Origin of the sequence: Pseudomonas baetica, from assembly GCF_019733355.1 — a bacterium.
Classification (GTDB): domain Bacteria; phylum Pseudomonadota; class Gammaproteobacteria; order Pseudomonadales; family Pseudomonadaceae; genus Aquipseudomonas; species Aquipseudomonas baetica_A.
In genome coordinates, this window is record NZ_JAIHLQ010000002.1 from 60,893 (window position 1) to 86,535 (window position 25,643).

The window sequence follows — 25,643 nt, forward strand, 5'->3', positions numbered from 1 at the left end:
TATCCCTTAAATTGATCCGAATGCCCTGCGAGCGGGTCGTTCGGTCTGCTGGCTAATTACAACAAGGAGAACGCCATGCTGATTGATGTCCACGCCCACTTGCTGACTGAGGGCATGCTGAACCGCCACGAGTTCTGGGGGCCATTCATGAAAGTGCAGGGGCTGACCGTGGGGCATTTTTCCCTCGGCACCAAGCAACCGGCCAAAGCCGCGACGGATGCCGAAGCGCAGGCCAATATCCTCGCGCGTATGAGCCACGCCAGCCGTCGCAAGCTAATGGCCGAGCGGGGTGTCGACAAACTGGTGATGTCCACGCCGTCTCACTGTTTTATGTATTGGGCGGGTGATTTCGCCAATGAATACGCGCGCATTTGCAACGACGAGTTGTCGGCATTTTGCCGGGCTGATCCCGACCACTTCGATTTCTGGTGCCACGCCAACCTTGCGGACCCGCAAAACGCTGCGAAGGAAATTGAACGCGCGGTGACTCAGTTGGGCGCCAAGGGTGTGTGCGTCGGCGGGGCCAACTTCAATGGTCTGGAGGCTCACGACGAACGCCTGTTCCCCGTCTGGGAAAAACTCACCCAGCTGGATGTACCGATCATGGTGCATGGCTTCAACCAGTCGATTTACTGGGGCGAAAAACACACCGACGACAAGTTCGAAACCACCTCCATCGTCGGTGACTGCGTCGATGAAACGCTGTTCTTCTGGTACCTGATCTGCGGCGGCGCACTGGATGTTTTCCCGACGTTGAAAACCTACATCACCCACGCCGGTGGCATGGCGGTATTCCAGTTGGGACGCCTGAGCGAACTGAACCGGGCCATGGCACCGGACTCGCGCAACCAGCGACCGTTGATGGATTACCTGCAGAACTTTTACTTCGACCTTGACGTTCATGCGCCCGGCTTGCGCCGCGGTGTCGCCGAGGTGGTCGGCGCGGAGCGTCTGTTGTACGGCACCAACTTTGGTGGTGCGTATGACCATGGCGATCTGACCGAAGGCATCGGCTTGTCCGCTGAAGACCGCGAGCGGATTCGCAGCGGTAACGCGATCGAACTGCTCAAGCTGAAGGTGCCGGCCAACGCTGGTCGGGTGCTGACGCCGTGACGGCTAGCCCGCTGGGGCGGCCATACCCGCAGTGTAGCGGGCGCCTGCCTCGGCAACTGGGCGAGGTCAATGCGACGTGGCTCACGCAGTTATTACAGCCGCGCTACCCAGGCATCGAGGTCTTGGCGTTGACCGTGGTCGAGGTCCGTAACGGCCACACCACCAAACTCCGCGCCAGACTCGAGTTGAACGAGGTCGGCCAGCGTGCGGGCATTCCGCCGCATGTGTGCCTGAAGTCGAACTGATCCGAGGGTTTCGAGAGCGGCGATATCTGTGAGCTGGAAGCGCGCTTTTATGGCCCGACGCGGCGCTGCCAGCCCTCTATTTCACCGACTGGGACGCCAATGGCGGTGCTCGTGGTGTGGTGGTGATGGAAGACCTCGGCCTGGCCGTCGGGCATTTCGGTCACAGCACCGATCGCCTCGGTATGGACGGGGTCGCCCGGGGGCTGGAGTCACTTGTGACGCTGCACGCGGCAACCTGGAACAGTCGGCAATTGCAGAGGCAAAGCTGGCTGCCACAGTCGATGGACAACCCGGTGGACAGCGACGGCCTGCTGCGCATGTACAACTACATCAAGGTCAATCTGCGCAAACCGGAATACCAGCAACTGTTGCCGACATGGATGTACGAGAAACCGGAGTTGTTCAGCCATGCCTTTGACGAACTGGCTGCCTTCGAACTGGAGCAGACGTCACCCGGCTGTATGATCCATGGGACTCCCATCAGGGCAACAGCTTTTTACGCAGCGACGGCCAGTGGGTCTGGATGGATTGGCAACTCGCCCGATACGGCCGGCCATGGCGCGACGTTACGTACTTCATGCTGGGTGCGCTGACCGTGGCGGAGCGTCGCGCCGATGCATGGCGCCTGTTAGAGGTGTACCGGGATAAACTGACCAGCCTCGGTGCCGAAGGCGTGCTGGGCCAGGACGCCGCCTGGGAGCAGTTGCGGCGTTGGCCGGTCTGGGGCATGCAGACCTGGATGTCGAACATGGATGACTGGGGACAGACCGGGTTACCGATGGTGGAGCGGTTTTTTGCCGCCGCCAAAGATTTCGATACCGTGCGTTTGCTCACCCACGGGCGCAAGCAGCGCCGCACGTCGACCCTGGGGCAGGGCGCCCGGCCGTTGACGCCAGCCTATCAGCACCTGTTGGAGGATGAGCAAGGCCAGCGCGTGTCGCTCAGGTCGTGATCCGAGCCAGCACCCGCGCGGGTTTCCACTGTGCCAATCCAATCCCCAGCAAAATCAATCCGCCACCCACGGCGTGGTACAGGTGCAAGGTTTCCCCAAGCAGCACAATCGCCAATACCGCGGTAAACAACGGCACTAGGTTCATCAAAACCGCGGTTTTCTCTCCGCCAAGGGTCTGCAGGCCGCGCATCCACAAACCGGGGGCCAACGCCGAGGCGAACAGGCCGGCGAACAGCACCAGCGGAATGTTCCTGGCGGTCAGGGCAATCGACGGTGCCAGTAAAAAGGGCGGCACCAGCAGCAAGGTGCCGCAGGCTATCTGTACATAAAGGCTTTCCCAGGTCGGCAGGGGAATCTGCCAGCGCTTCACCAGCACGCAGTACAGCGCGTACGACAGCGACGCCAGCAACATCAGCAGTTCGCCTTGGCCAACGCCATGCTGCCACAGCGAAGACAAGTCGCCGGCGGTCAGCAACCAGATCAGTCCGGCAAATGAAATCAGCGCGCCGACCAGCAGTGTCGCGGTCGGTCGCGTATTGAGCACCGGAAAGGCCAGGAGCACGGTCAGCAGCGGCATGGTCGCCAGAATCAGGCCCATGGAGGTGGCACTGATCGTGTGCGCTGCGAAGTAGGCTAACGATTGGTACAGCGACATGCCGAGCAGCCCCAGCACCCCGAGCTTTGGCAGGTGCGGCCGAATCTGCCGACGCAAGCGCCAGACCCTGGGCAACAACACCGGCGATAACACCAGCAACGCGATCAGCCAGCGATAGAAGGAAATGGCTGCCGGGTCGATCACCCCGACCGACAGGCGATTGACCACCGTACTGGCAGCCCAGATCAGTGTGGCGAGGACAGGTATCAGCAGATTCATCGAGGACGCGCCAACGTTGAGGGCGCGCAGAGCGCACCAGGACTGCTGCCGCGTTCACGGCAGTCAGTGAATGCTCGCGTTATTCGCTGGCAGCGTTTCGTGCCGCGATGGCCACGGCGAAATCCCGCTTGAGGGTCGGGAAGTAAGCAATCTGGCCGCCCATACCGCCGGCAATGTCGATCGAGGCCGCGCTGATAAAACTGGCATATTCGCTGGCTAGGAAAAGTGCCATGCCCGCCACGTCTTCTGGCTTGCCGTAGCGCCCGAGCGGCACGACTTTCATCACCATGGCATCGAACTCCTCACGACTGACACCCGGCCCCATTTCCTTGTAGTGACGGTCCCATTGGCCGGTGTCGATCCAGCCCATGTTCAGGCTGTTGACCAGGATGTTGTCCTTGGGCAGCGACATGCCCAAAGAGCGGGAGAGGGCGATGCACGATGCGCGGTTGATCACCGAAGGAATGCCGTCGGGCGTAGGAATCGCGCCGGCGAGGGCATTGATTTCGATGATTCGCCCCCAGCGCTGTTCGCGCATGAACGGCACCACGGCCTGGACGAAACGGAAGTGGCCCATCTGCAGAATGTTGGCGTGTTCGAGGATGACCTCGGGTGTCAGGGTATCGAGATTGCCGCCACGACCTTGACCGGCGTTGTTCACCAGCACATCGACACCGCCCCAGGCGTGTGCAACTTCCGCCACGAAAGCTTTGACACCATCACTGTCGGTGACGTCGACCGCACGGGCTATGACCGCCTGGGCATGCTGCGAGAGCTCCTCTCCGGCTTCGCGGACGGCTGACTCGCTGCGGGCGCAAATCGCTACGCGCGCCCCTTCCGCCGCGAACGCCCGGGCGATGGCCAGGCCGATGCCCCGGGACGCGCCCGTAATGATTACGCGCTTGCCACTCAAATCAATGTTCATGCTGGCTCCTGTTGTTTTTTTTCTGCCGGTTCAACTGCCGTTTTTCATGCCGGACACGCCGAATTCAAGGGGTGTGTCGGAGCTATTGAAAGCCCAAAGGTGAAAAGCGTCAAAGATTATTTGAACGTTTATGTATTTTGTGTGCAGTATTTAGCCTGGCATCGCCCCTGGCCGAAACTTCCCTCCAGGGAAACGGGTTAGAAATTCTGTATATAGAATTGAAATCTTTATGTGGAATTGTTGGCTCTGATCCGTTACGGTGGCTTTCAGCTGAGGAGGAAAGTGGTCCTGGAGCGTGCCAGGCCTCTTGAGCGGACTGTCCAGGCGAGACTTGCAACGATCCTGTAGGGTTTGCAGATCGTTGCAATGACTGCTTGAACGCACATAACGACTGAACAATAAAAATAAAAGGTAGTGTGTATGAAACAGAAGACCAAGCAGGGTCGGCGGGTGCTGACTCAAGGTGCGCTGACACTGTTGATGGTTGGCAGTGCACAGGGTTTGATGGCGGCCTCGTTCGACATGTCGAACCCAGACTACCGCGTGCGTTGGGACAATACGGTCCGTTACAACCTGGGTATGCGGACCGACAGTCAAGACCACCGCATCATGAATACGCCGAACTACGACGAGTCGGACGGGAAGTTCGATAAAGGCGATATTGTTACAAATCGTCTCGATCTGTTCAGTGAATTCGACTTTTCCTACCTGAACGACTGGGGTGCACGACTCAGTGCTGCCGCCTGGTTTGACCAGGCGTACCACGACGATACGGTGAGCAGTAACATCCCGGGTTACGCCACCAGCTATCACAACAACAAGTACAGCAGTGAAGTCGATCGCTACATGAACGGGCCTTCGGGCGAGATTCTCGATGCGTTCGTCTGGCGCAACTTCAACATCGGCGACACGCCGGTCAACGTGAAAGTCGGTCGCCATACCAACTACTGGGGTGAAGGCCTGCTCTTTGGCGCGCACGCCGTGTCTTACTCTCAAGCTCCGAGCGATGGCGTTAAAGCCTCCACCAGCCCGGGTATCGAAACCAAGGAAGTGTTCCTGCCTGTCGGGCAAGTGTCGGCCAAGGCGCAAGTTACCGACCGACTCTCGGTAGCTGCTCAATACTTCTATGAGTGGGAGCCAACCCGTATCCCTTTTGGTGGCACCTATTTCGGCGGCGCCGACCCACTGTTCGAAGGTCCGGACCAGCTGCCGCTGGCCGCCAACGGCGCCACCCTGCAGCGTCAGGATTCGCGCTTCGGTCGTGACGGCAAGAACTGGGGTGTGATGGGCAAACTCAACGTCGAAGAAATCGAATCGACCTTCGGCGCCTACTACCGTCAGTTCGACGACTACCAGCCTTGGCTGGCTCCGCAGGTCAAAGCGGCATTGGGTTCCTATCGCGTGGTTTACCCACGTGGCGTGAAGCTCGCGGGCCTCAGCTTCGCCCGGGTCTTCAATACCGTGGCGGTGGGTTCCGAGCTGTCCTACCGCATGGGCGGCGCGTTGAACGCCACCGGTGTCAGCGCTCTGGATGATGAAGGTCCTCGCGGTGACACGATCCACTTTATTGCCAACGCCGTTTACGGCGTGCCACGTAACTTCATTTCGGATAACGCCACGCTGGTCGGTGAATTCGCCTACAGCCATTTGCAACGCGTGACGGAACATGAAGAACTGTACAAGGGCGTCGGTACGGCGGCCTGCACCAATGGCAGAACCCCGGGCATTCCAGATTCGGGCAGCGAGTCCGATGGCTGTTCGTCGAAGAACTACTACGCCGTTGCCGTGAACTACACGCCACAGTACATTTCGATCTTTCCGTCCTGGGACCTGGATGTTCCGTTGACCGTTAACTACGGTCTGCATGGCAACGCGCCCACGGCGGGTGGCGGGAACGAAGGCGCGCTGTCTTACTCGATCGGGCTGAAAGCTACCTACGCTCAACTCTATGAGTTCGGGCTGCGTTACGCCGACACCAAGGCACAACCCAAGAATCTGGCGAACGGCACCGTGGCCGGTAACGGCCCAGTGGGTGGTACCGACCGCGGGTGGCTGGCGTTTACCTTCAAGACCTCCTTCTGACAAATACAACAAGAATCGGAGAATGTGTTCATGAAACGACAACTTGCCCTATCCATTGCCCTGATGAGCATGGCCACCTACACCCTGGCAGCCGGTGACGCTTCGGAGCTGGGTAAAACGCTTACCCCGTTCGGGGCGATCAAGGCGGGGAACGCCGAGGGCACCATTCCGGCCTATGACGGCGGACTGACCAAGGCACCGGCCGGCTTCGTACCGGACAGCGGGTTCTGGGTCGACCCGTTCAAGGATGAAAAACCACTGTTTCGCATTGATGCGAAAAACGTCGACCAGTACGCGGACAAACTCAGTGAAGGGCAAAAGACCCTGATCAAGAAGTACCCGACCTATTACATCGACATTTACCCGAGCCACCGTACGACGGCCTATCCCCAGGCCGTACTCGATGCCACCGTGCGTAATGGCAGCAGCTGCCAGATCCAGAAAGACGGCCTGGCGGTCGATCCGTCCTGCCGTGGCGGCTTGCCGTTCCCGATCCCGAAGACCGGCAACGAAGTGATGTGGAACCAACAGGTGCGCTACAAGATAGGCACCGGCTACTCGACCACGTCTTCGTCCAATAGCTGGGTAGTCGACGCCAACGGCTCGATCACCAAGACCGCCGAACAGGCGACGTTCGAAGAAACTCCGTACTACCAGGTGACTCAAACGGATCGCGATCCGCTGATGTATGCACGGGTGTTCTCACGCAATGACTATCCGGCCCGGCGCTCCGGTGAAGTGGTGGTGCTCACTGACTTCCTCGATCCGTTGGCAAAGGCCCGTCGTTCGTTCAGTTATTCCCCAGGCCAGCGCCGGGTAAAACTGGCACCGGAATTTGCATTCGATACACCCGTGGCCAGCCAGGGCGGTGTGACGTTGTTCGACGAACTGCAAATGTTCTCCGGCAGCCAGGACCGCTTTGACTACAAGCTGGTTGGTCGCAAGGAAATGTACATCCCCTACAACGCTTACAAATTCTACTTTGGCGTCGGTAAGCAGGAAGATCAGTTCATGCCGCACCACGCCAACCCGGCGAACGAGCGTTGGGAGCTGCACCGGGTGTGGGTCGTGGAAGCGACGTTGAAGCCGGGCATGCGCCACGTCTACAGCAAACGCACTTACTACCTGGATGAAGATACTTTCGGCATCGGCCTGTATGACGCCTGGGACAAGAGCGGCGCGCTGTATCGCTCGATCTTCCTCAGCGGCGTCCAGCTCTACGACAAAAACATTCCCTACAACGTGAAAAACGTCGTGTATGACTTCAACAAAGGCATGTACGCGCTGCTCAACGATGGTTTGAAAGGCGGCTACAAGTTCATCGACAAACCACTCTCCGAGCGTGACATGAATCCTGAAGCCATTGTGGCTCGGGTCACCCAGCGCTGATGTGATTTCACCTGTCCTGCCTGCCGGTTTGCGCATCAAGCCGGGCAGGCAGAACAGGTGGGTTTGCCACGCGGGATGGTTAAGGAATAAAAATAATGACTAGCCCTTGCCCTGCTTCTTTTCTTCTTTCTACTTCGCGCCTGCTCCTGGCTGTCGCGTTGACGGTCGGCGCGAGCTCATTGCTGACGACGCCTGCCTACAGCGCCGTCGCGTTGTCGGCCGATTCGCTCGACGTGCCGGCGCAGCGGGTCGATGAACACCTGCCCGCACCTTTGCTGTCGGTCGCCACGGCAGGCAACACGATGATCGGCGTCGGCCTGCACGGGTTGATCCAGCGCTCCACCGATGAAGGCCGCACCTGGCAACAGGTCGCTAGCCCGGTGTCTAGCGATCTGGTGCAAGTACGGTTTCGCGGCGAGCGTGATGGCTGGATCGTCGGTCACGATGCGGTGGTCATGCACACCACCGATGGCGGTGACAGCTGGCAAGTGCAACTCGACGGGCGCCGCCTGTTGACCTTGCTTAACGCTTACTACGGCCCTCGCGCTGAACAAGGCGATGAAGTCGCCGCCCAGATGCTCAAGGAAGTAGCGATGGCCGCCAGTACCTCGGCGACGCCGGACGTATTGGCCGCACCCTTTCTCGATGTGATGTTCGATGAGCACGGCAACGGATTTGCAGTGGGTGCCTTCGGCATGTTGTTGCACAGCACGGATGACGGCCAGAACTGGCAGCCGTGGACCGAGCGCAGTGACAACGATCGGCGCATGCACCTGTATGGCCTGGCGGAACATGCGGGCATTTTTTACATCGGCGGTGAGCAGGGTCTGCTGCTGCGGCTGGATGGTCAGCAACAACGTTTCGTGAAAATCGATACGCCCTACACCGGCTCTTACTTTGGCGTCCGCGCCTTCGACGGTCTGCTGCTGGCGTACGGACTGCGCGGCAACCTGTTTGCCAGCCGTGATGACGGCCAGCAATGGCAGCCTGTGGCAACCAATCTCAATAGCAGCCTGGTCAGCATTGTCGAGCAGGGTGATGCCTTGATCGTCGTGAGCCAGGGTGGGCAACTGGTCAGTGTTGACCGGCAGAGTTTGCAGGTCACCCCGCTGGCAGATGCGCGGGTAGGCGAGGTGTATGCAGCCAGTGCCACCAAACAGGCTGGGAGCCTGCTTGTCACGCGCTTCAGCGGCGCCAAGGTCATCGATATCGCCCAGGCCAACTAAAGCCCTCGGCACGATTCCCCTACGAGAAAGAAAAAATGGTCGAGCAAAAATTCAACAGCGGGATGCCAGTGATTGCCAACCTGGAGGACTTTGACAAAAACTCCGGTGGCTGGTTTGAACGGGTCATATTCCGTCATCGCATGGTGGTTGTCGTTGCCTGCTTGCTCGCCACCGTGGTGTTGGGCTTCTTTGCTACAAGGCTTCAGGTGAATGCCAGCTTCGAGAAAATGATTCCCAGCTCCAGCCCGTACATCAAGAATTACCTGGCCTATAAAAACCAGTTGCCAGGCCTGGGTAACAGCATTCGCGTCGTGGTGGAAAACAAATCCGGTGATATCTACGACGCCGACTATCTGCTGGCGCTGCAAAAGGTCAACGACACCCTGTACCTGATTCCGGGAATCGACCGTTCCTGGATGAAATCGCTGTGGATGCCCATCGTTCGCTGGAAAGAAGTGACGGAGGAGGGCATTGATGGCGGTGCGGTCATGCCATCGGATTACGACGGCAGCGACAAGTCGATCAAGGCCTTGCGCCGCAACATCATGCGCTCCGGGATCATTGGCAACCTGGTGGCTAACGACGGCCAGTCGAGCATGATCGTCGCGCCGCTGCTCGATACCAATCCGCAGACCGGACAACCCCTGGATTACGGTGATTTTTCCAAGCAACTGGAAGCGCAGATTCGCTCGCTGGAAAGTGACAAGGTTGGCATCCACATTGTCGGTTTCAGCAAGCTGGTGGGCGACCTGATCGACGGCCTGTATTCGGTCATGCTGTTCTTTGGCGCATCGGTGCTGATCGCCGGATTGTTCGTCTATTTCTATACCCGCTGCCTGCGCAGCACGTTGCTGCTGGTGAGCGTGGCGGTGGCGGGGGTGGTGTGGCTGCTGGGTTTGATGCAAATCCTCGGCTACGAGCTGGACCCTTACTCGATCCTGGTGCCGTTCCTGATTTTTGCCATCGGGATTTCCCATGGCACGCAAAAAATGAACGGCATTCTTCAGGACATTGGCCGTGGCACCCATAAATACATCGCTGCACGCTATACCTTCCGCCGTTTGTTTCTCACAGGCCTGACTGCGCTCCTGACCAATATCGTTGGTTTTGCCGTGCTGGTGATCATTGATATTCCGGTGATTCGCGACCTGGCCCTGACCACCAGCATCGGTGTCGCCGTGCTGATTTTCACCAAACTGCTGCTGATTCCGGTGGCGCTGTCGTACCTGGGCGTCAGTAAGAAAGCCGCGCGTATCGCCATCGCCAAAGATCAGGCCGGCGCAGAAAACCGGGGTTTTCTCGGGCGTCTGTGGAGCGGCCTGGATCGCTTCACGGAACGGCCGATGGCCACGGCGGTGATTGCCGTATCGCTGGTGGTGACGCTGATTGGCAGCGTGGTGATGATGCATCTCAAGGTGGGCGACCTCGATCCCGGTGCGCCGGAGTTGCGTGCGGATTCGCGCTATAACCGCGATAACGCCTACATCACTAGTCACTACGGACTTTCCAGTGACCAGTTCGTGGTCATCATGAAGACCAATGAAGACAGTTGCCGTCTATACCAGTCGTTGCAAAGCATGGACAAACTGGCCTGGCGGCTGCGCCAGACGCCCGGTGTACAGACGACCCAGTCGCTGGCCGAAACCGTGCGGATGATCAGCTCCGGCATGGCGGAAGGCAGCCCGAAATGGCTGAGCATAAGCCGTGACCAGGCGATCACCAACTCGGCGGTGGACGCGGCGATGATTTCTGCTCCGGGGATCACCAACCAGCAGTGCTCGGTCACTCCATTGATCGCCTATCTGGCCGATCACAAAGCCGACACCCTGAGCCGGGTATTGAAGGTCTCTGAAGAATTCGCCAAGGAAAACAACACGGTCGCTGGCGCTGAACAGCCTGTGGAGTTCCTCCTGGCTGCGGGTAACGCCGGGATCGAAGCTGCCACTAACATTGAGGTAGAGAAGGGCATCATCACCATGTACCTGGCCGTGTATGGCGCTACGGCCTTGCTCTGCCTGCTGACCTTCCGCAGTTGGCGCGCAACCCTGGTGGCGCTGATTCCTTTGCTGATGACCACGATCATCTGCAAGGCGCTGATGGTCTGGTTGGGGATCGGCCTGAAAGTAGCCACCTTGCCAGTGATCGCCGTGGGTGTCGGTGTCGGCGTGGACTACGCGCTGTATCTACTCAGTGTGCAACTGGCGGTGCAGGAACGTGGCGGTAGCCTGGCGGTTGCGTATCGCCGCTCGCTGGACTTCACCGGTCGTGTCGTTGCCCTCGTTGGCCTGACCATGGCCGCCGGGGTGATTACCTGGGCCTGGTCGCCGATCAAGTTCCAGGCGGACATGGGCATTCTGCTGACCTTCATGTTCCTGTGGAACATGCTCGGTGCGCTGGTGCTGATCCCGGCACTCTCGCATTACCTGCTCAACCCGAAAGGCAACTCCAAGGCCGGCGTGACCCTCGATCTGGAGGACGCGCGCGCGCAACAGGAACCGCGCAAACCCGCGGCCAGCGCACCTACACCCCTATTGACCGAGCTCGCCTTACCCCGGCGTGTCCGCTGACTAATAGCCGGGCACAGACCTGGCTGGCAACTGCAAGGAGAGAACAATGTTCGAGTTATTGATGAGTGCCGACATGATGGTTCCGGACCCGGACGGCATGACGGAAATGTTGGTCGACAAGCTCGGCATCTACAAACACGAACGCTGGCGCCAGGCGTTCGATAATCACCCGTACATTGCGCATTTCCTGCGGGTACACAAATCCCTCGCGGTGTCGCCTACGCGCATCGAACCGCAGTGGCACCTGGATCGGCCGAACCCCGGTGATCCGTTGTTCCATGACTTTCTGGAAAGCCTGAAAGATTTCCAGGGGCATCATCGGCCGATGATCACGCACTCCATCGTGCTGGCCCTGCACGGGGACAAGTTCGACGCGCTGGTAGACAAACTGATGCGTCGTCGCTTGCCGTTCCGCATGGCGCAGCGCACCCCGGAAATGCCGTTCGACCGTTTGTGGCTGGGTGCTACTCCCGAGCAACCGTATTACCAACCCACTGTGGATGGCGGTTTGTGCATTGAGATCATGCCGACCGAGCCTTTGCAGATGCCGCCGGAAACCTATCAGTTGCCACCGATGCAGCCGCGTGATCTCAAGCCCGGCGACATGGTCCGCGTCACCGCCCGTGGCTTCCTGGTACGCGACCTCGATGAAACCCTGCGTAAGGTCTCGACCAACCTCGACTGGGAACCGAGCGGGCCGGTCGAGAGCATCGGCAGCGAAGGTTACCGCCGTGCGCGTATGGGTTTCACCGTGCCGAACAGTGCCACCCTCGATGTGCTCGAGGCGACCTACTGGAACACCGACGCCGGCCACTACGTCAATAACTGGGGGCCGGGTCCGTACTACATCCGCATCGGTGTCAACGATCTGGCTGCCAAGGCCGAGGATCTGCGGTCACGCGGCACGCGGTTCCAGTGGATCGAATCCTCAGAGGCCGTCGGCGGCCGTGCGTTGATCAAGATCGACCCACAAGAACTCAATGGCCAGGTCTTCGAGTTCGAGGAGTGCCCTGTATGAGCACAGCGCAAAAACCGCAGTCTCCCGTGCTGATCAACGATGCGGTGCGCCTTGAGCGTGATGCCATGGTGGGTTGGGTGGTACTGACCCGGCCCCGGCAGATCAACGCCATCAACGACGATATTCGTCAGGGCGTGCCGCAAGCACTGGCGCTGTTGCAGCAAGACCCGGACATTCGCGTGATCGTGATTCGCGGGGAAGGTGAGCGAGGCTTTTGTGCGGGTGCTGATATCAAGGAGCGCCGTGGCCCGGAATCGAGCCTGCAAGTGCGGCAGCGCATGGAACAGGTGCGCTGGATCGAAGCGCTGGATGGCATCAGCAAACCGGTGATCGCTGCCATTCATGGTTATTGCATGGGCGGTGGGTTGGAACTGGTGCTGGCGTGTGACATCCGCTTCGCCGCGCCCGATGCCGTGTTCGCCCTGCCGGAAACCGGCCTGGGGCTGATTCCCGGCGGCGGTGGTACGCAACGGCTTTCCCGAGTGGTTGCACCGGGCCAGGCGTTGGACATGTTGCTCACTGGAGACCGGGTGGGCGCCGAACAAGCGCAGCGCATTGGCCTGGTCAGTCGCTTGGCCAGTGACAATGCCAGCCTGGTGGACGAAGTGCGAGCCTTTGCTCAGCGCATCGCCAGCAAACCACCCACCGCGTCGGCTTTTGTCAAACAAGCGGCTCGGGCGGCACTGGACATGGACCTCAAGCGTGGCCTGGATCTGGAGCTTGATCTGTTCGCCTTGCTGGCCCCGACCAAGGATGCCCGAGAGGCAGCCCAGGCGTTCAGCGAGCGGCGCGAACCGCGGTTTACCGGCGAGTAAAGCGCCACCCAAAACAATAAGGAATAGAACATGAGCACAGGAAAACTGGCAGGGCGAGTGGCCATTATTACCGGCTCCGGTGGCGGCCTGGGCGCTGAGTGCGCACGGGTGCTGGCGTCGCATGGTGCAAGTATTGCGGTGGTCGATATCAATTTCGAGGGGGCCACAGCCGTGGCCCAATCACTCCTCGCCGAGGGTCATCAAGCCTTGGCAATCGCCACTGACGTGTCCTCGGAAGACGCCGTGCGGGCGATGGTTGCTCAGGTTAAACAGCATTTTGGCCGTATCGACATTCTGCACAACAACGCGGCGATCCTGAACGCCGAGCAACGTCAGCTGGACCGCGATTTTGTCAACCTCGACATGCAGGCCTGGGACCGGGCCATCGCCGTCAACCTGCGCGGCGCAGTGCTGTGCACCAAACATGTGATTCCGGTCATGCTGGAGAGCGGCAAGGGCTCGATTATCTTCGCCACTTCGGGTCTGGGCATGCAGGGCGATATGTCCCTGACCGGCTACGCCACCTCCAAGGCGGGGCTGATGATGCTGCCGCGCATGGTCGCCTCGCAATACGGCAAACAAGGCATTCGCGGCAACGCCGTGCAGATCGGCCTGGCGCCTTCGGAACACGCCATGCCTGAACCCTTGCTCGACATCCTGCGCGACAACCACTGCACTGCCGAGCTGGGCACGCCTCGGCAGATTGCCGATGTGGTGGCGTTCCTGGCCAGTGACGAATCCTCCTTCGTCACCGGCACCACGCTGGTCGCCGACGGCGGTTTCAGCAGCCACACCCCCTCCCTGGTGGCGATGCGCGCGCTGTTTGCGCAGATGGGTCGCACCGGCATGTAACCCTTGCCCGGCGCACCCTGTGCGGTGCGCCGCGGTTGATCTTTGCCGCCATAGCCGCCGCGTGCCGCTGTGGTTGAACTTCGACTTGGAATTAATTGATGAACCAGAACCAAAATGCGAGCACTACGGATTTTGATGTGATCATCGTCGGCGGTGGCACCAATGGCCTTTCGGCTGGCTGCTACCTGGGCCTGGAAGGCAAGAAGGTGCTGGTTCTGGAGGCATTGGACAAGGTCGGCGGGATGGCCTCCTCGGGTTACCTGATACCCGAAGCGCCGCAGCATCTGGTTCATCCCTGTGCCCTGGACATGATGTCGATGCGCGTGCATTCCCATGTACCAGCGGAACTGGGACTTGATCGACACGGTTTCAAATCGATAGAGCTTGCGCCGGGGTATGTGTACTTGCACCCGGATGGGCAATCGCTGATCTTCTGGCGCGATCGCGAGAAAACCGCCGCCGAGATCCGCCGGTTCAGCAGCAAGGATGCCGAGGCGTTTCTGCAGTTCATGAAAGTCATCGACATGTTCCTCGATATCGCGCTGCCGATGATGCGTGTCGACCCGGCCAAAACGAACCTCGGCGTGAAGCTGAAAATGCTTGGCACCGCGATCAAACACAAAGCCTTGAAACCCGAATTGATGGCGCTGATGACGGGCTCTGCATTGCAGGCGGCGCGTGAGCGCTTCGAACACCCGCTGACCATTTCCGCAATGTGCGCACTCACTGGCCTGGCGGGGGACATCAGCGCCGATGGCGGTGGCATCTATTACGCCTTGCTTGGTTTCCTCCATCGTTTTGGCGTGGGCCGGGTATTGGGTGGCATGCAGCAGTTGAGCAATGCCATGCAGGCTCGACTGGAAGAGCTGGGCGGGCAAGTGCTGGTGTCGGCCAGCGTCAGTGAAATCGTTGCCAGGGACGGTCTGATCAAAGGCGTGAAACTGGCGGATGGTCGTCAGTTCACCGCACGGGCAGTCATTGCTGGCTGCCACCCCAAGCCGGCGCTGGATATGGTTACCCCCGGCGAGATTCCCAAACACCTGTTGACCCGCATCGCCATGGCGCCGGCCAACGGCAAAGGCTCGGGGCCACTAAAGATAGATGTTGCCTTGCGTGGGCAGATTTCTGTGCCACGTTTCGCTGCCATTCGCGGCGATGGCGTGGATTTGCGTAAAACCGTCATGCTGATCGGCACCGAAGAAGCCGTGCTGGAAAACTTCGCCGCCTGCGCCCGTGGCGAAGTACCGAAATTGCCCTATATCACCGTCGCCGCTCCGAGTTCGGCTGACCCTTCACAAGCGCCAGCCGGGCAGGATGTGTTGTACATCTATCCGCCGGTGATGCCGGTAAATCCCAATGAAGGTTGGGACGCGCTGCGTGAGCGGGTGGCTGATCAGGTACAGGAACAGCTGTATGACTACATCGATGGGATCGAGGGGCAGGTGATTGGCCGACACATCGAGGCGGCTCCGGATTTTACTGCGCGCTTGAACACGGTGAATGGCTGCGTGGTGCATATCGACACCACCTCGATGCGCTCGAGCACCATGCGCCCGGCGTACGGTTTGGGCGGCGATACCTTGCCTGTGGCGGGGTTGTATCTGGGCAGTGCCGGTATTCATCCGGGCGGCGGGGTCAATGGCATGGCCGGGCGCTTGGCGGCCAAGCGGGTGAGCAAGTATTTGCGTAAAAAGGCTGACTGAAGCGGGTCGCTGATTCCAAGCCCAACAGAGAACCCACTGTGGGAGCGAGCAGGCTCGCTCCCACAGGGAAAGCTTATTGGGCGAGAGTGTGTGAACGGTGCTTAAACGCCGTCGACGTTTTTTTCTGCCCCCAGCGAAATACTCGCCAGCACAAAATCCGCCGAGTACTGCCGCCACGTGGCCATGCCTTGCTCCGAGTCCGTATCCAGCCCGGCAAGCGCCGACATCGAATAGCGGTTGGTAAACCAGCCAGTAGTCACCAGCGAAGCGCTGGCCAACAACAGGCGCGGGTTGATGTCTGCGCGAAAATCACCACTGGCCGCCCCCCGCAACAGAATCGCATCGAGCTTGGCAATCAGCTTCGGTGCCATTTCCAGAAAGTGGTTACGCGGCGTTTCGTGGGTGTCATGGTAGCGAATGCCTTCCAGCGCCAGGCTGCCGAGGAAGGGGTCCAGACGGTACTGGTCGAAAAAATGGTTGAGCACGGCGCGCATCGCCACTGGCGGTGAAAGCTCTTCGACATTGAGATTGACCAGCTCGGACATGATGTTGTCCGAGGATTCATCCAGTACCGCTACAAACAGGCCTTCCTTGGAGTTGTAGTAGTGGTAGACCAGCTGCTTGGTGACGCCGGCTTCCCGGGCAATTTCTTCCACTCGCGCACCAGCCAGGCCTTTTCTGGCGAACTCCACGCGCGCTGCCGCGAGCAGGCGATTCATCGTATTGCGTTTGCCCTGTTCGCCACCTTCTCCTGCCTTTACCGCCACCTCGTCCTCCTCATGCCAGTTTTGGCCAGGTTATTCACACCTTGAAGCATTTCCCCGGGGGCCTTCGTTTGACCCCGAGTCAAACGAAGCGGACTACCGGGGCAGACACAACCACATACCATGGGTTGGCAGCCGGGTAATCTTGGTGTGCAAGAAGAATAAAAACAAGACAGGAGCTCCTGATGAGCAACGAAAGCGCAGCACTGGACCTGGCAACCGCATACTCCGCTGTGTCGGAAATGTATCGCGGCACCGACCTGGATATTCACGCGGTGTGCCGCGAGCAACGGTTGAAATCGCCCATCTATGAAGGCGACTTCATCACCCAGTTTGGCGTGCCGACCAATGCCGGCACCCAGCAGGGCACTCGCCCGACCTTCGCCTTGTTCAAATACCAGGATGTAATGACTGTTCTGCGCGACGGTGCGACCTATACCAGCGGTTTTATTGCCGAAGGTCTTGGAGCGTTTTTCGATGGTTTGATCATTCTTGCCATGGACGGTGACGAGCACCGCAAGGTGCGCGCCTTGCTGCAACCGGCCTTTATGCCGGAGACCGTGAACAAGTGGCGCCCCCAGATCGATCAAGTGATTCGCGAGGAGTACATCCAGCCGATGTTGCCGGCGAAGAAGGCCGACTTGATGAAGTTTGGCCTCGAGCTGCCGATTCGCGTCATGTACGCTTTGATGGGCTTCCCCTCGGATGAGCCCTCCAAGTACAAGCAATACGCTGCGTGGGCCTTGGCCATTGTCGGCGGCAACCAGATTGACCCGAGCAAAATGGTTGAAGCGCGACGTCAGGCCGGCATCGCCGTCAAAGGTCTGTACGACGCGCTTGCCGAGGTGGTGGTGCAACGTCGTGCAGAGGGCAGCCAAGGCGATGATGTAGTCGGGCGTTTGCTGCGCGCGGAGTACGAAGGGCGCACGCTGGATGACCACGAGGTGATCACCTTCACTCGCTCGCTGTTGCCAGCCGCGGGCGAAACCACCACGCGCATGTTCGGCTCGGTGATGACCTTGCTGCTCACCACGCCCGGGTTACTGGACCGAGTCAAGGCCGACCGCTCGCTGATCGGCAAGCTGATGGACGAAACCACGCGCTTTGAACCAGTGGCCACCTTCAAGGTGCGCGAAACCGCCAGGGAAGTGGAATTTCACGGCGTGAAAATCCCCAAGGGTTCGTTCGTCCAATGCATGGTGGTGTCCGCCAACCGCGACGAAGACTCCTTTGAAAACCCCGATGTATTCGACATTGATCGCAAGCCAAAACCCTCCTTTGGTTTCGGCTTCGGCCCGCACATGTGCATCGGTCAGTTCGTTGCCAAGGTGGAGATCAGCTGCGCGGTCAACGCGATCCTCGATCTGTTCCCAAACTTGCGCCTCGACCCGAGCGAGCCTGTGCCGCTGATAGGCGGTGCGCAACTGCGCGGCGTGTCCAAGCTCCCGGTGATCTGGGACTGAACCAGGCTGAAAATCCGTTTCCAGGCCTCAACAAAAACAACAGAGGGCATTATGAGAACGTTTAAAACCATTCCAGAACGCGGTGATTTCGGCTTCCAACAATTGGTTGGGCCGCACCAGGTCACAGGCGCGTCGATGTCATCGGAACGCGGCTTCTTCGGCCTGCACCTGAGCAAGAGTTCGCCGTTCGGATCTGTGCGCGATGAGCAAGGCAATATCTATTCCTTCGTCCGCTCGCTGATGGCGCCCAACGGCACACCGAACCCGACCAAGTTCTTTTACCTGAACAATCACGTCGATAACGTCAACCTGCGCATGGACCACGAAAAAATGGCCCGCCAGGCGCTGACACCGCTGCCGGTGCACAGCCTGGAAGGCGATGTCGCGCGCTGGGCCAGCCAACCGGGTGAAGCCGGCAACGGCTGGGAAATCACTGCTAGCAGCGAACGGCTGACCTGGAAAGAAGAAGGCCTGTTTCACCTCGAAGGGCGTCTGCTCGGTCCGGGACTGCAGTGGTATTTACCCGGCGTGGAATGGGGCACCTTCTACGTTTCGCAGTTGTGGGACATCGCCGGTGTCTGTGAGGGGCGTCCGGTCAAGGGCGCCATGGCACTGGACCAGTTCTACATGGCCGAAGGCGGCGCCATTCACTTCAAGAAAGACCTGGTGGTGAACAACAACAAGCATGTGATCTGGTGGTCCTTTGTCACCGTTTATAAAGACGGCACCTGGGATACCGGCTCTTTCATGGTCGGTCACGACCATTTGGGCTACGCCATTTTCAACAATGAGAAAGGCGAGGTTCGGGTCACCACCGATATCGAAGGACAAACCGAACACAAGGACGGCAGCTACTTCCTGAAGTCCGCGAAAATCGTGCTGGAAGGCAAGGAAGAGTGGGAGTTTTTGCCTGATGAGAAGGGCGAGATGATCGACTTCGTCGGCGGCTTCCCGATCACGGCGCAGCAGGAAGGGCGCTGGCGTCGGGTTGGCGATACCCGCGAGCCTTCGCACTGGCTGGGCTGGGGCGAATCGGACCGGCGTAACGGCTCGGCCCGCAACGTTCCAGGCAAGGACCTGTAATCAGCCGGGTGCGCCGGGTTGCGATCATTATCCGGCGCATACGCTGCATCAGTAGCCTCTCTAATAACAACAATGAGGAATCACGATGAAATTCCGTGACAAAGTCGTGCTGGTCACTGGTGCCGGCCGAGGCATGGGCCGCGCCATTGCCCTGGCCTATGCCCGAGAAGGCGCCAAGGTGGTGGTGTCGGCACGCACCGCTCGATACGGTGAAGAAACGATCGCACAGATCAAGGCCCTGGGTGCGCAAGCCTGCCTGGTCGGTGGCGACATCGCCGACCGCGAGGCGATCAAGTCAATGGTGCAAGGTGGTGTAGAGCACTTTGGTGGCCTGGACATCGTGGTGCATTGCGCCGCCGATACTAGTCACGGGCTGATCGCCGAAATGGCCGATGACACTTTTGATCACATCGTTCGCAGCAATATTCAATCGTTGTTCTGGTTGGCCAAGGACTGCGCACCTTATCTGTCGAAAGCCGCCGACAAAGGCCGGCTGATTTTCATCTCGTCCGGCGAAGCCAACCGCAAATACACCCCTCGACTGATTGCCTATGGTTCCAGCAAAGCCTTCATGAATGCCTTCGCCCGTGGCCTGGCGGTGGAATTCGGCGCCATGAATATTCTGGTCAACGTCGTCGAGCCCGGACTGATCGGCACTGACCACATGCTCGAAACCCTTGGCAATGAACTGCCGCATAAACTCGCTGCACATTTCCCGGTAGGGCGTCTGGGCGAGTCCGCCGACATTGCCAACGCCGTACTGTTTCTGACCTCCAACGAGGCTTCCTATATCACTGGCACCTCGTTGCTGGTGGATGGCGGCGCCACCATGATCGCGTTGCCCAAGGTCGAAGAAATCCTCAAGGGCCATTAATCAAGTCGCACGTCCGCGATGGGAGTCAGGTCATGACATCGGATACACGCAGTAGCAACACCACGGCCCACGCTGGCAATGATTTTACCGAGTTCAAGCGCGGCTGGCGCGTGGTTGTGTTAGGCCTGTTTGGCATCTGCACCAGCATTACCGCTGCGTTGCTGTACGCCTTCGGCACCCTGGTGATTCCGCTGGAACAGGCGTTCGGCTGGAGCCGGGGCGACTTGCAAGCCTCCATCACCTTTCTCTTCGCCGGGGTGGCGATTTCCACGCAACTGGTCGGCTGGCTGTACCGTCGCTTCGGCCTGCGCCGGGTGGCGATTGTTTCGATCGTGCTGCAGATCGTCGGTTACTTTGCGATCACGCGGATTCAGGGTTCGATCGGCTGGTTGTACCTGGCGTTTTTCAGCATGCCGATCATCTGTGCCGGCACCATTGCGATCACCTGGACGCAATTGGTCAACCTTTGGTTCGAGCGTAACCGTGGACTGGCGCTGGCCGTGATTTTGTGTGGCACCGGGCTGATGGCAATGATTCTGCCACCCCTGTTGTCGCGGCTGATTGCCGCCTACGGTTGGCAAGCCGGGTTTATTGCATTGGGCGCAATGCCTTTGCTGTTTACGCTGCCCTTGTCATTGATGTGGCTGCGCATGCCGGCGCTGCTCGCCAGTCCTGACGCGACAACGCAGAAGGAACTTCCGGAGCTGTCCGGCATGTCCTTCAAACAAGCATTGCGCTCAGGCATGTACTGGGGCTTTAACGTCGCGTTGATATTGTCGGTGTCGTTGACCGTCGGCATGGTCACCAACATGGTGCCGATGCTGCAAAGCAAGGGCCTGAGTGCGCAGCAAGCCAGCCAGATCTTCAGCACCTTTGGTATTTCCATCATCGGCGGGCGTTTGTTGGTGGGTTATCTGCTGGACCGCTATTCACCTTCGGTGGTGGCCGCCGTGAGCCTGGCGCTACCCGCATTGGGCTGCGCGATCTTTCTCTTTGGCGGGGCGCAGAACACACCGTTGCTGGTGCTGGCGACCCTGTGCATCGGCGCCAGTGCCGGAGCTGAGTTCGATCTGGCGGCATTCCTGATGGCGCGCTATTTCGGCTTGAAGGACTACGCGCGGATATTTGGTCTGCACCTGTGCCTGATCACCATTGTTTCCGGTCTGGTGCCCATGCTGTTCGGCCATCTTTATGACCTGTACGGCAGCTATTCCGCCGTGCTGGTGTGCTGTTTCTGCTGCGCCATTATCGGCCCGACCATTCTGCTGTGGTTGAGGATGGAGCTAAGTTTCCTCGCCCGTCAGCAAAACCTCCAGCTACGACCACATGCCTGAACCCACTTGAGGATGAACGTGAAATGAGCATGGACAAACACACCATCGAGCACTTTCTGCACGGGCAGATCGACTGCTGGAACCGAGGCGATAAAGAGGGCTTTTTCGCTCACTATCGCAGCGTCTCGCCCAACGGCTTGAGTATCGAATACGTCGGCAAGCCGCAGGCTGATGCATGGCAGGTGCTGGAAGGCATGTGGGCGCAGCAGCAAACCAGGGTTCGCGTCGAGGTGCGCCAGTGCATCGTCAATGGCAATGAAGCGGCGTGCCATCACCTGAACGCCTTTCGTGAGCAGGAAGGTGGCATCGAAACGATCGAGTTGTATCGGTTCGAAGATGGAAAGTTGTCCGTACGTTACTTCATCAACCAGTAATCGTTGCGCACAGCCTCGTCAGAAAGGCTGTGCGCGTCGGCGCCTAGACGCCATCGGTGGAATGGGACAACTGCTGCCATTGCTCGATTTCCGCGAGCATCCTGTTGAGCTTGTCGCTGACCTGCTGATAAGCGTCGGAGCCCGCCAGATAACGCAACGGTGGATGTTCGCTGTTGGCCAGGTGCACCAGCGCATCGCCCAGTTTCGCCGGGTTGCCGGTTTGCTGATGGTTGTAGGCGGCCGAAGCGCTTTTGACCTTGGCGGTGAATGCAGCGTAATCCTCCAGCCCGCGGGTACCGAAGACCGCGGAGCTGGGGTCGAGAAAGTCCGTACGGAAAACCCCGGGCTCCACCAGCGTGACCTTGATGCCGAACTGCGTCACTTCCTGGGCCAGGGATTCGGAAAAACCTTCCACGGCAAACTTGGATGCGCAGTACAACGCCGCACCGCCCATCCCGACCATGCCCCCCATTGAAGACACGTTGAACACCCGGCCGCTGCGTTGCTGACGCATGACAGGCAGCACGGCGCGGCAGACGTTGAACACACCAAACACATTGGTCGCGAATTGCTGGGCGGCGTCGCTGGCGAAATTGTCTTCAAACGGCGCCAGTTGGCCATAACCGGCGTTGTTGACCAGCACATCGATTCGTCCAAAACGCGCGACGGCAGTCTCTACGGCGGCAAGCGCCTGGGCTTCGTCGGTCACATCCAGGGCCACTGCCATAACGCGCTCACCGTACTCGGCGAAGACGTTTTCAAGCGGTTCGATACGCCGGCCGCTGACCACCACACGGTCACCGTCGGCCAACGCGGCTTTGGCGATCGCAGCACCCAAGCCTCGGGCCGCACCGGTAATAAACCAGACTTTGTTCATTGCATCGCTCCAGTCGTTGTGCAAAAAAAATGCCGCGTCAGCTTTGAGGCGGGCGCGGCAGCGGGCGTGAAAGATCAGTGCGACGCTCAGTCGCGGTTGGCCGCTTCCCAAGCTTTCAGATCGAACCCGTCAGTGGCGGCTTCGACTGCCGTCAGCTTGGGCGCGCGAGCGAGAATCTTGCGCGCCGCCATGTGATCGCCCATGCGATTACAGGACTCCACGGCCACCAGACGGTCATTGCGGAAGCACAGCACGGACGCTTGATGTTCTTCGACTGAACCGAGCACGACGGTACTGTCATAGCCATGGGAGAGTCCGGCGATCTGCAGTTTCAAGTTGCCTTGGTCGGTCCAGAACCAGGGGAGGGCGCTATAAGGCGCTGGTTTGCCCATCAAGCGTGCAGCCACTGCGCGGGCCTGGTCGATGGCGTTCTGCACCGACTCGAGGCGGGTGTGTAACTCATTGTTTTGCAGGCATGGGAAGCTGGCGACATCCCCCACTGCGGAAATTTGCGGGTCAGAGGTCAGCAGACTGGCGTCCACCTTGATGCCGTTCTCGATGTCCAGACCGGCTTCAGTCGCCAGTTGTGCATTGGGGATCACACCGATACCAAACACCACCAGGTCAGCTGGGAGCGCACGTCCATCACCGGTTTGCACCGCGCACACATTGCCGTTGTCGCCGTCGATGCGGCTCAAGCCTTGGCGAAAGTCAAAATGCACACCCCAGGCTTCATGTGCCTGGCCAAACAGCTCGGACATCTCCCGCGAAACGGCGCGGGCCATGGGACGCTCGCCCAGCTCCAGTACGTGCACGTTAGCCCCTAGGGCAGCGGCCACTGCCGCGAACTCGAGGCCGATAAACCCGGCACCAATCACCACCACGTTGCGCGCTTCTTTAGCCAGCGGCGCCAGCGAGTCGGCATCGGCTTTGGTTTTGATACCGAACACTTGCGGCAGCTCTGCGCCAGGAACCGGCAGGGGGCGGTTGTGCGCGCCGGTCGCCAGCACCAAATGGTCGTAACTGACGGCAGCACCCGAGGCCAATATCACGCGTCGGTTCAGGCGGTCGATCGCGGTTGCCTGGTCATGCAGCAGTTCAATGCGCTGGGTGGTGTAGAAATCCGCAGGACGAAACAGCAGATTGGTCGCCTGAATCTTGCCGAGCAGATAGGCCTTGGACAATGGCGGGCGCTGGTAGGGCAGGCCTGGCTCATCGCCGATCAGGGTGATGCGCCCGTCAAAGCCTTCCTGACGCAGGGAGGCAGCGACCTGAAATCCGGCCTGGCCAGCACCGACGATAACGACTGAGGCGAGGGTCATGGGAGCTCCTTCAAGCGCATTCAGAATTGCGACGACGGCAGGTGCAGAACCATGCCGTCCATGTCTTCGCTGATGATCATTTGACAGCTCAAGCGGCTGCTGTCACGGCGCTCGAAAGCGTACTCGAGCATGTCGTTCTCCATGCCTTCCGCCGCTTGCACTTTGCCCAGCCAGGCATCGTCAATGTAGGTGTGGCAGGTGGCACAACTGCATGCACCACCGCAGTCCGCAGAAATACCCGGCACCGAGGCGAAGGTCGCGGCTTGCATCACTGATTGGCCGATGTCGCCTTTGACCTGATGGGCGGTGCCGTTGTGTTCAATAAACGTCAATGTGGGCATGTTCTGCTCCGATCTTGTTGGGTGGGGCTCAGGATTGTCTGGGAATGGTTTGCGCATTGAAGCGCGGCACACGCCCCAGGGTCAGTAGCAACAGCGGACCGATCAGGCAGCAAGCGGCGCTGTACACCAGCATCGCGCTATACGAACCGGTGCGCGCCAGCATGTACGCGAAGAGCAGCGGGGCCAGCGCCGAGGCCACGGTATTCAGGCCCTGATGCACGCCGAACAGGCGGCCGTATTCGCGCAGGCCGAAGTAGCGGGCAATCAGGAATGCGGCAATATCGAACTCCGCCCCGGCGCCGAAACCAACCAGCACCGCCGCCAGCATGAGCGGGGCAAATTCGGTGGTTGGGCTCAGGTAGATGAAACAACCGACGGCGGGTAGCACCAGGCTTAGTGCAGACACGGCTGGCGGCCACAGGCGATCGAGCAAATAACCAATCAGCATTCGGCCGAAGATCAGCGAAATACCGAAACAGCTGAAGATGGTGGCCGCGTCCCCAGCGGACAGACCTCGGGATTGCAGCATGGGCACGGTGCTGGTGACCATGCCGACAATCGAAGAAATCACCAGGCTGAGCGCCAGGTTGCAGGTCCAGAATTTCAGCGAGCCCATACCTTCACGAAAAGACATGCCGGGCAATTGCTCCAGCACATGGCCGTCGTCACGGTGACCTGCAACAGTGGGTAGCTTGAACCACAGCAGAATCAGCGGCAGCAGAACCAAAAGGTTGAGCAGCGCGAGAATCACGAAGGCCGCACGCCAGTCCCATTGCTCTATGCCCCAAGCCATCAGGCGGGGGATGGTGGCGGCGGTGACGCCGGTCCCGGACAGACCAATGGCTAGCGCCAGGCCGCGATTGCTGTCGAACCAAAGGCTGATCAGTTGGGTCCAGGTCACCGCCAGCGCGCCCATGCCGACGATGGGCAGTAGCGCAAAGGCGATGTACATCGACCATATCGATTGGGTCAGTTGCGTGGTCGCCAGGTAGCCGAGTGATAACAGCAGCAGGGAAATAACCGTAACGCGCTTCATGCCGTAGCGCAGGTTGAACCAACCCACCAACTGCAATGACACCACCGCGCCGCCAAACAGAAAGGTGATGCAGGCTTGCAGTTCACTTTTGCTCCAGCCAAAGGCATCGCCGAGCGGCACGACCAGTGTGCCGAAGCCATAGAGCAGGGCGGCGTTGATGCTGATGGCCACTCCGGCGACCGACAAAATCAGGATTTTCCAGCTTTGGCGGAACTCGCGCAGATCGATTGCCGCTTCGTTTCTAGACGGGTGCATGAAGTTGGCTTCCTTATAGGTTTTGTTGAGCCAAGCACTGCTACAAGTGGTGATGTGGACCACCGCCAGCAGATTCTTTGAACAGAATCTGGTTTTTTAATCAGAATAAAATCAGAAATTCGGATTTGTCCAGCGCAGCTATCTGACTAACGGACAAAC

Annotated in this window: 24 protein-coding genes; 17 read left to right on the plus strand and 7 right to left on the minus strand. The window is 59.4% G+C overall.

Annotation, left to right across the window (positions count from 1 at the left end; translation table 11 throughout):
• Positions 1-75 precede the first annotated feature (75 nt).
• The 4 genes from K5E40_RS01920 to K5E40_RS34840 all read left to right on the plus strand — a co-directional run bounded on the left by K5E40_RS01920 (position 76) and on the right by K5E40_RS34840 (position 2,310).
• Complete coding sequence (locus K5E40_RS01920; protein WP_047531042.1) at positions 76-1,113, plus strand: amidohydrolase family protein; 1,038 nt, start codon at positions 76-78, stop codon at positions 1,111-1,113.
• Positions 1,110-1,358 carry a hypothetical protein gene (locus K5E40_RS34830; protein ID WP_224788051.1) on the plus strand — a complete coding sequence of 83 codons (249 nt, stop codon included), beginning with the start codon at positions 1,110-1,112 and terminating at the stop codon, positions 1,356-1,358. Before K5E40_RS01920 ends, K5E40_RS34830 begins: the two co-directional genes overlap by 4 nt.
• 125 nt (positions 1,359-1,483) lie before the next feature.
• A complete protein-coding gene (locus tag K5E40_RS34835) occupies positions 1,484-1,951 on the plus strand; it encodes a hypothetical protein (RefSeq protein ID WP_224788052.1) in 468 nt (155 codons plus the stop codon).
• Positions 1,936-2,310 carry a hypothetical protein gene (locus tag K5E40_RS34840; RefSeq protein ID WP_232243799.1) on the plus strand — a complete coding sequence of 125 codons (375 nt, stop codon included), beginning with the start codon at positions 1,936-1,938 and terminating at the stop codon, positions 2,308-2,310. Before K5E40_RS34835 ends, K5E40_RS34840 begins: the two co-directional genes overlap by 16 nt.
• On the opposite strand, the gene K5E40_RS01930 is transcribed toward K5E40_RS34840, so the two are convergent.
• Positions 2,300-3,184, minus strand: a complete 885-nt coding sequence (locus tag K5E40_RS01930; RefSeq protein WP_047531040.1) for a DMT family transporter — start codon at positions 3,182-3,184, stop codon at positions 2,300-2,302. The two genes, K5E40_RS34840 and K5E40_RS01930, sit on opposite strands and share 11 nt — an antisense overlap.
• Positions 3,185-3,263: 79 nt before the next feature.
• Positions 3,264-4,109, minus strand: a complete 846-nt coding sequence (locus K5E40_RS01935) for an SDR family oxidoreductase (protein WP_047531038.1) — start codon at positions 4,107-4,109, stop codon at positions 3,264-3,266.
• A gap of 420 nt (positions 4,110-4,529) precedes the next feature.
• On the opposite strand from K5E40_RS01935, the gene K5E40_RS01940 reads away from it, so the two are divergent.
• The 8 genes from K5E40_RS01940 to K5E40_RS01975 all read left to right on the plus strand — a co-directional run bounded on the left by K5E40_RS01940 (position 4,530) and on the right by K5E40_RS01975 (position 15,761).
• Positions 4,530-6,191 (plus strand): DUF1302 domain-containing protein, encoded by a 1,662-nt coding sequence (locus K5E40_RS01940; RefSeq protein ID WP_047531036.1) that lies wholly within the window; start codon positions 4,530-4,532, stop codon positions 6,189-6,191.
• 30 nt (positions 6,192-6,221) lie between these two features.
• Positions 6,222-7,580: a DUF1329 domain-containing protein gene (locus tag K5E40_RS01945; RefSeq protein ID WP_047531033.1), complete on the plus strand. Its 1,359-nt coding sequence runs from the start codon at positions 6,222-6,224 to the stop codon at positions 7,578-7,580.
• A 95-nt stretch (positions 7,581-7,675) separates the two neighbouring features.
• Entirely contained in the window at positions 7,676-8,806 is a 1,131-nt protein-coding gene (locus tag K5E40_RS01950; protein WP_221729433.1) for a YCF48-related protein, read from the plus strand.
• A gap of 35 nt (positions 8,807-8,841) precedes the next feature.
• Positions 8,842-11,373, plus strand: a complete 2,532-nt coding sequence (locus K5E40_RS01955; protein ID WP_047531029.1) for an RND family transporter — start codon at positions 8,842-8,844, stop codon at positions 11,371-11,373.
• A gap of 46 nt (positions 11,374-11,419) precedes the next feature.
• Positions 11,420-12,391: a hypothetical protein gene (locus tag K5E40_RS01960; RefSeq protein WP_020300811.1), complete on the plus strand. Its 972-nt coding sequence runs from the start codon at positions 11,420-11,422 to the stop codon at positions 12,389-12,391.
• The gene (locus K5E40_RS01965; RefSeq protein ID WP_047531027.1) at positions 12,388-13,206 is read left to right on the plus strand and encodes an enoyl-CoA hydratase/isomerase family protein; all 819 of its coding nucleotides are present in this window, start codon (positions 12,388-12,390) and stop codon (positions 13,204-13,206) included. The genes K5E40_RS01960 and K5E40_RS01965 overlap by 4 nt, the downstream gene beginning before the upstream one ends.
• Before the next feature lie 30 nt (positions 13,207-13,236).
• Positions 13,237-14,058 carry an SDR family NAD(P)-dependent oxidoreductase gene (locus K5E40_RS01970; RefSeq protein ID WP_047531025.1) on the plus strand — a complete coding sequence of 274 codons (822 nt, stop codon included), beginning with the start codon at positions 13,237-13,239 and terminating at the stop codon, positions 14,056-14,058.
• Positions 14,059-14,156: 98 nt separating this feature from the next.
• Positions 14,157-15,761: an NAD(P)/FAD-dependent oxidoreductase gene (locus K5E40_RS01975; RefSeq protein WP_047531023.1), complete on the plus strand. Its 1,605-nt coding sequence runs from the start codon at positions 14,157-14,159 to the stop codon at positions 15,759-15,761.
• Positions 15,762-15,862: 101 nt separating this feature from the next.
• Here the strand turns inward: K5E40_RS01975 and K5E40_RS01980 are convergent, their stop codons facing one another.
• Positions 15,863-16,528 carry a TetR/AcrR family transcriptional regulator gene (locus K5E40_RS01980; protein WP_020300807.1) on the minus strand — a complete coding sequence of 222 codons (666 nt, stop codon included), beginning with the start codon at positions 16,526-16,528 and terminating at the stop codon, positions 15,863-15,865.
• 182 nt (positions 16,529-16,710) lie between these two features.
• Here K5E40_RS01980 and K5E40_RS01985 point away from each other — a divergent pair, with 182 nt between their 5' ends.
• The 5 genes from K5E40_RS01985 (at position 16,711) to K5E40_RS02005 (ending at position 21,653) form a co-directional block, all read left to right on the plus strand.
• A complete protein-coding gene (locus K5E40_RS01985) occupies positions 16,711-17,988 on the plus strand; it encodes a cytochrome P450 (RefSeq protein WP_171902596.1) in 1,278 nt (425 codons plus the stop codon).
• 51 nt (positions 17,989-18,039) lie between these two features.
• On the plus strand, positions 18,040-19,071 hold the full coding sequence (locus K5E40_RS01990; RefSeq protein ID WP_047531019.1) for a hypothetical protein: 1,032 nt from the start codon (positions 18,040-18,042) through the stop codon (positions 19,069-19,071).
• Positions 19,072-19,156: 85 nt separating this feature from the next.
• Positions 19,157-19,945, plus strand: coding sequence for an SDR family NAD(P)-dependent oxidoreductase (locus tag K5E40_RS01995; RefSeq protein ID WP_047531017.1), 789 nt, complete (start codon positions 19,157-19,159; stop codon positions 19,943-19,945).
• Positions 19,946-19,977: 32 nt separating this feature from the next.
• Positions 19,978-21,279, plus strand: a complete 1,302-nt coding sequence (locus K5E40_RS02000; protein WP_047531015.1) for an MFS transporter — start codon at positions 19,978-19,980, stop codon at positions 21,277-21,279.
• Between the two features lie 23 nt (positions 21,280-21,302).
• Complete coding sequence (locus tag K5E40_RS02005) at positions 21,303-21,653, plus strand: nuclear transport factor 2 family protein (RefSeq protein WP_047531013.1); 351 nt, start codon at positions 21,303-21,305, stop codon at positions 21,651-21,653.
• Positions 21,654-21,696: 43 nt separating this feature from the next.
• Here K5E40_RS02005 and K5E40_RS02010 read toward each other — a convergent pair whose 3' ends face one another.
• The 4 genes from K5E40_RS02010 to K5E40_RS02025 form a co-directional block, all read right to left on the minus strand.
• Positions 21,697-22,530, minus strand: a complete 834-nt coding sequence (locus K5E40_RS02010) for an oxidoreductase (RefSeq protein ID WP_047531012.1) — start codon at positions 22,528-22,530, stop codon at positions 21,697-21,699.
• Positions 22,531-22,616: 86 nt separating this feature from the next.
• Positions 22,617-23,852 carry an NAD(P)/FAD-dependent oxidoreductase gene (locus K5E40_RS02015; protein WP_221729434.1) on the minus strand — a complete coding sequence of 412 codons (1,236 nt, stop codon included), beginning with the start codon at positions 23,850-23,852 and terminating at the stop codon, positions 22,617-22,619.
• Positions 23,853-23,872: 20 nt separating this feature from the next.
• On the minus strand, positions 23,873-24,193 hold the full coding sequence (locus K5E40_RS02020; protein ID WP_047531008.1) for a 2Fe-2S iron-sulfur cluster-binding protein: 321 nt from the start codon (positions 24,191-24,193) through the stop codon (positions 23,873-23,875).
• Positions 24,194-24,221: 28 nt separating this feature from the next.
• On the minus strand, positions 24,222-25,484 hold the full coding sequence (locus K5E40_RS02025; RefSeq protein ID WP_047538900.1) for an MFS transporter: 1,263 nt from the start codon (positions 25,482-25,484) through the stop codon (positions 24,222-24,224).
• Between the last annotated feature and the right edge of the window lie 159 nt (positions 25,485-25,643).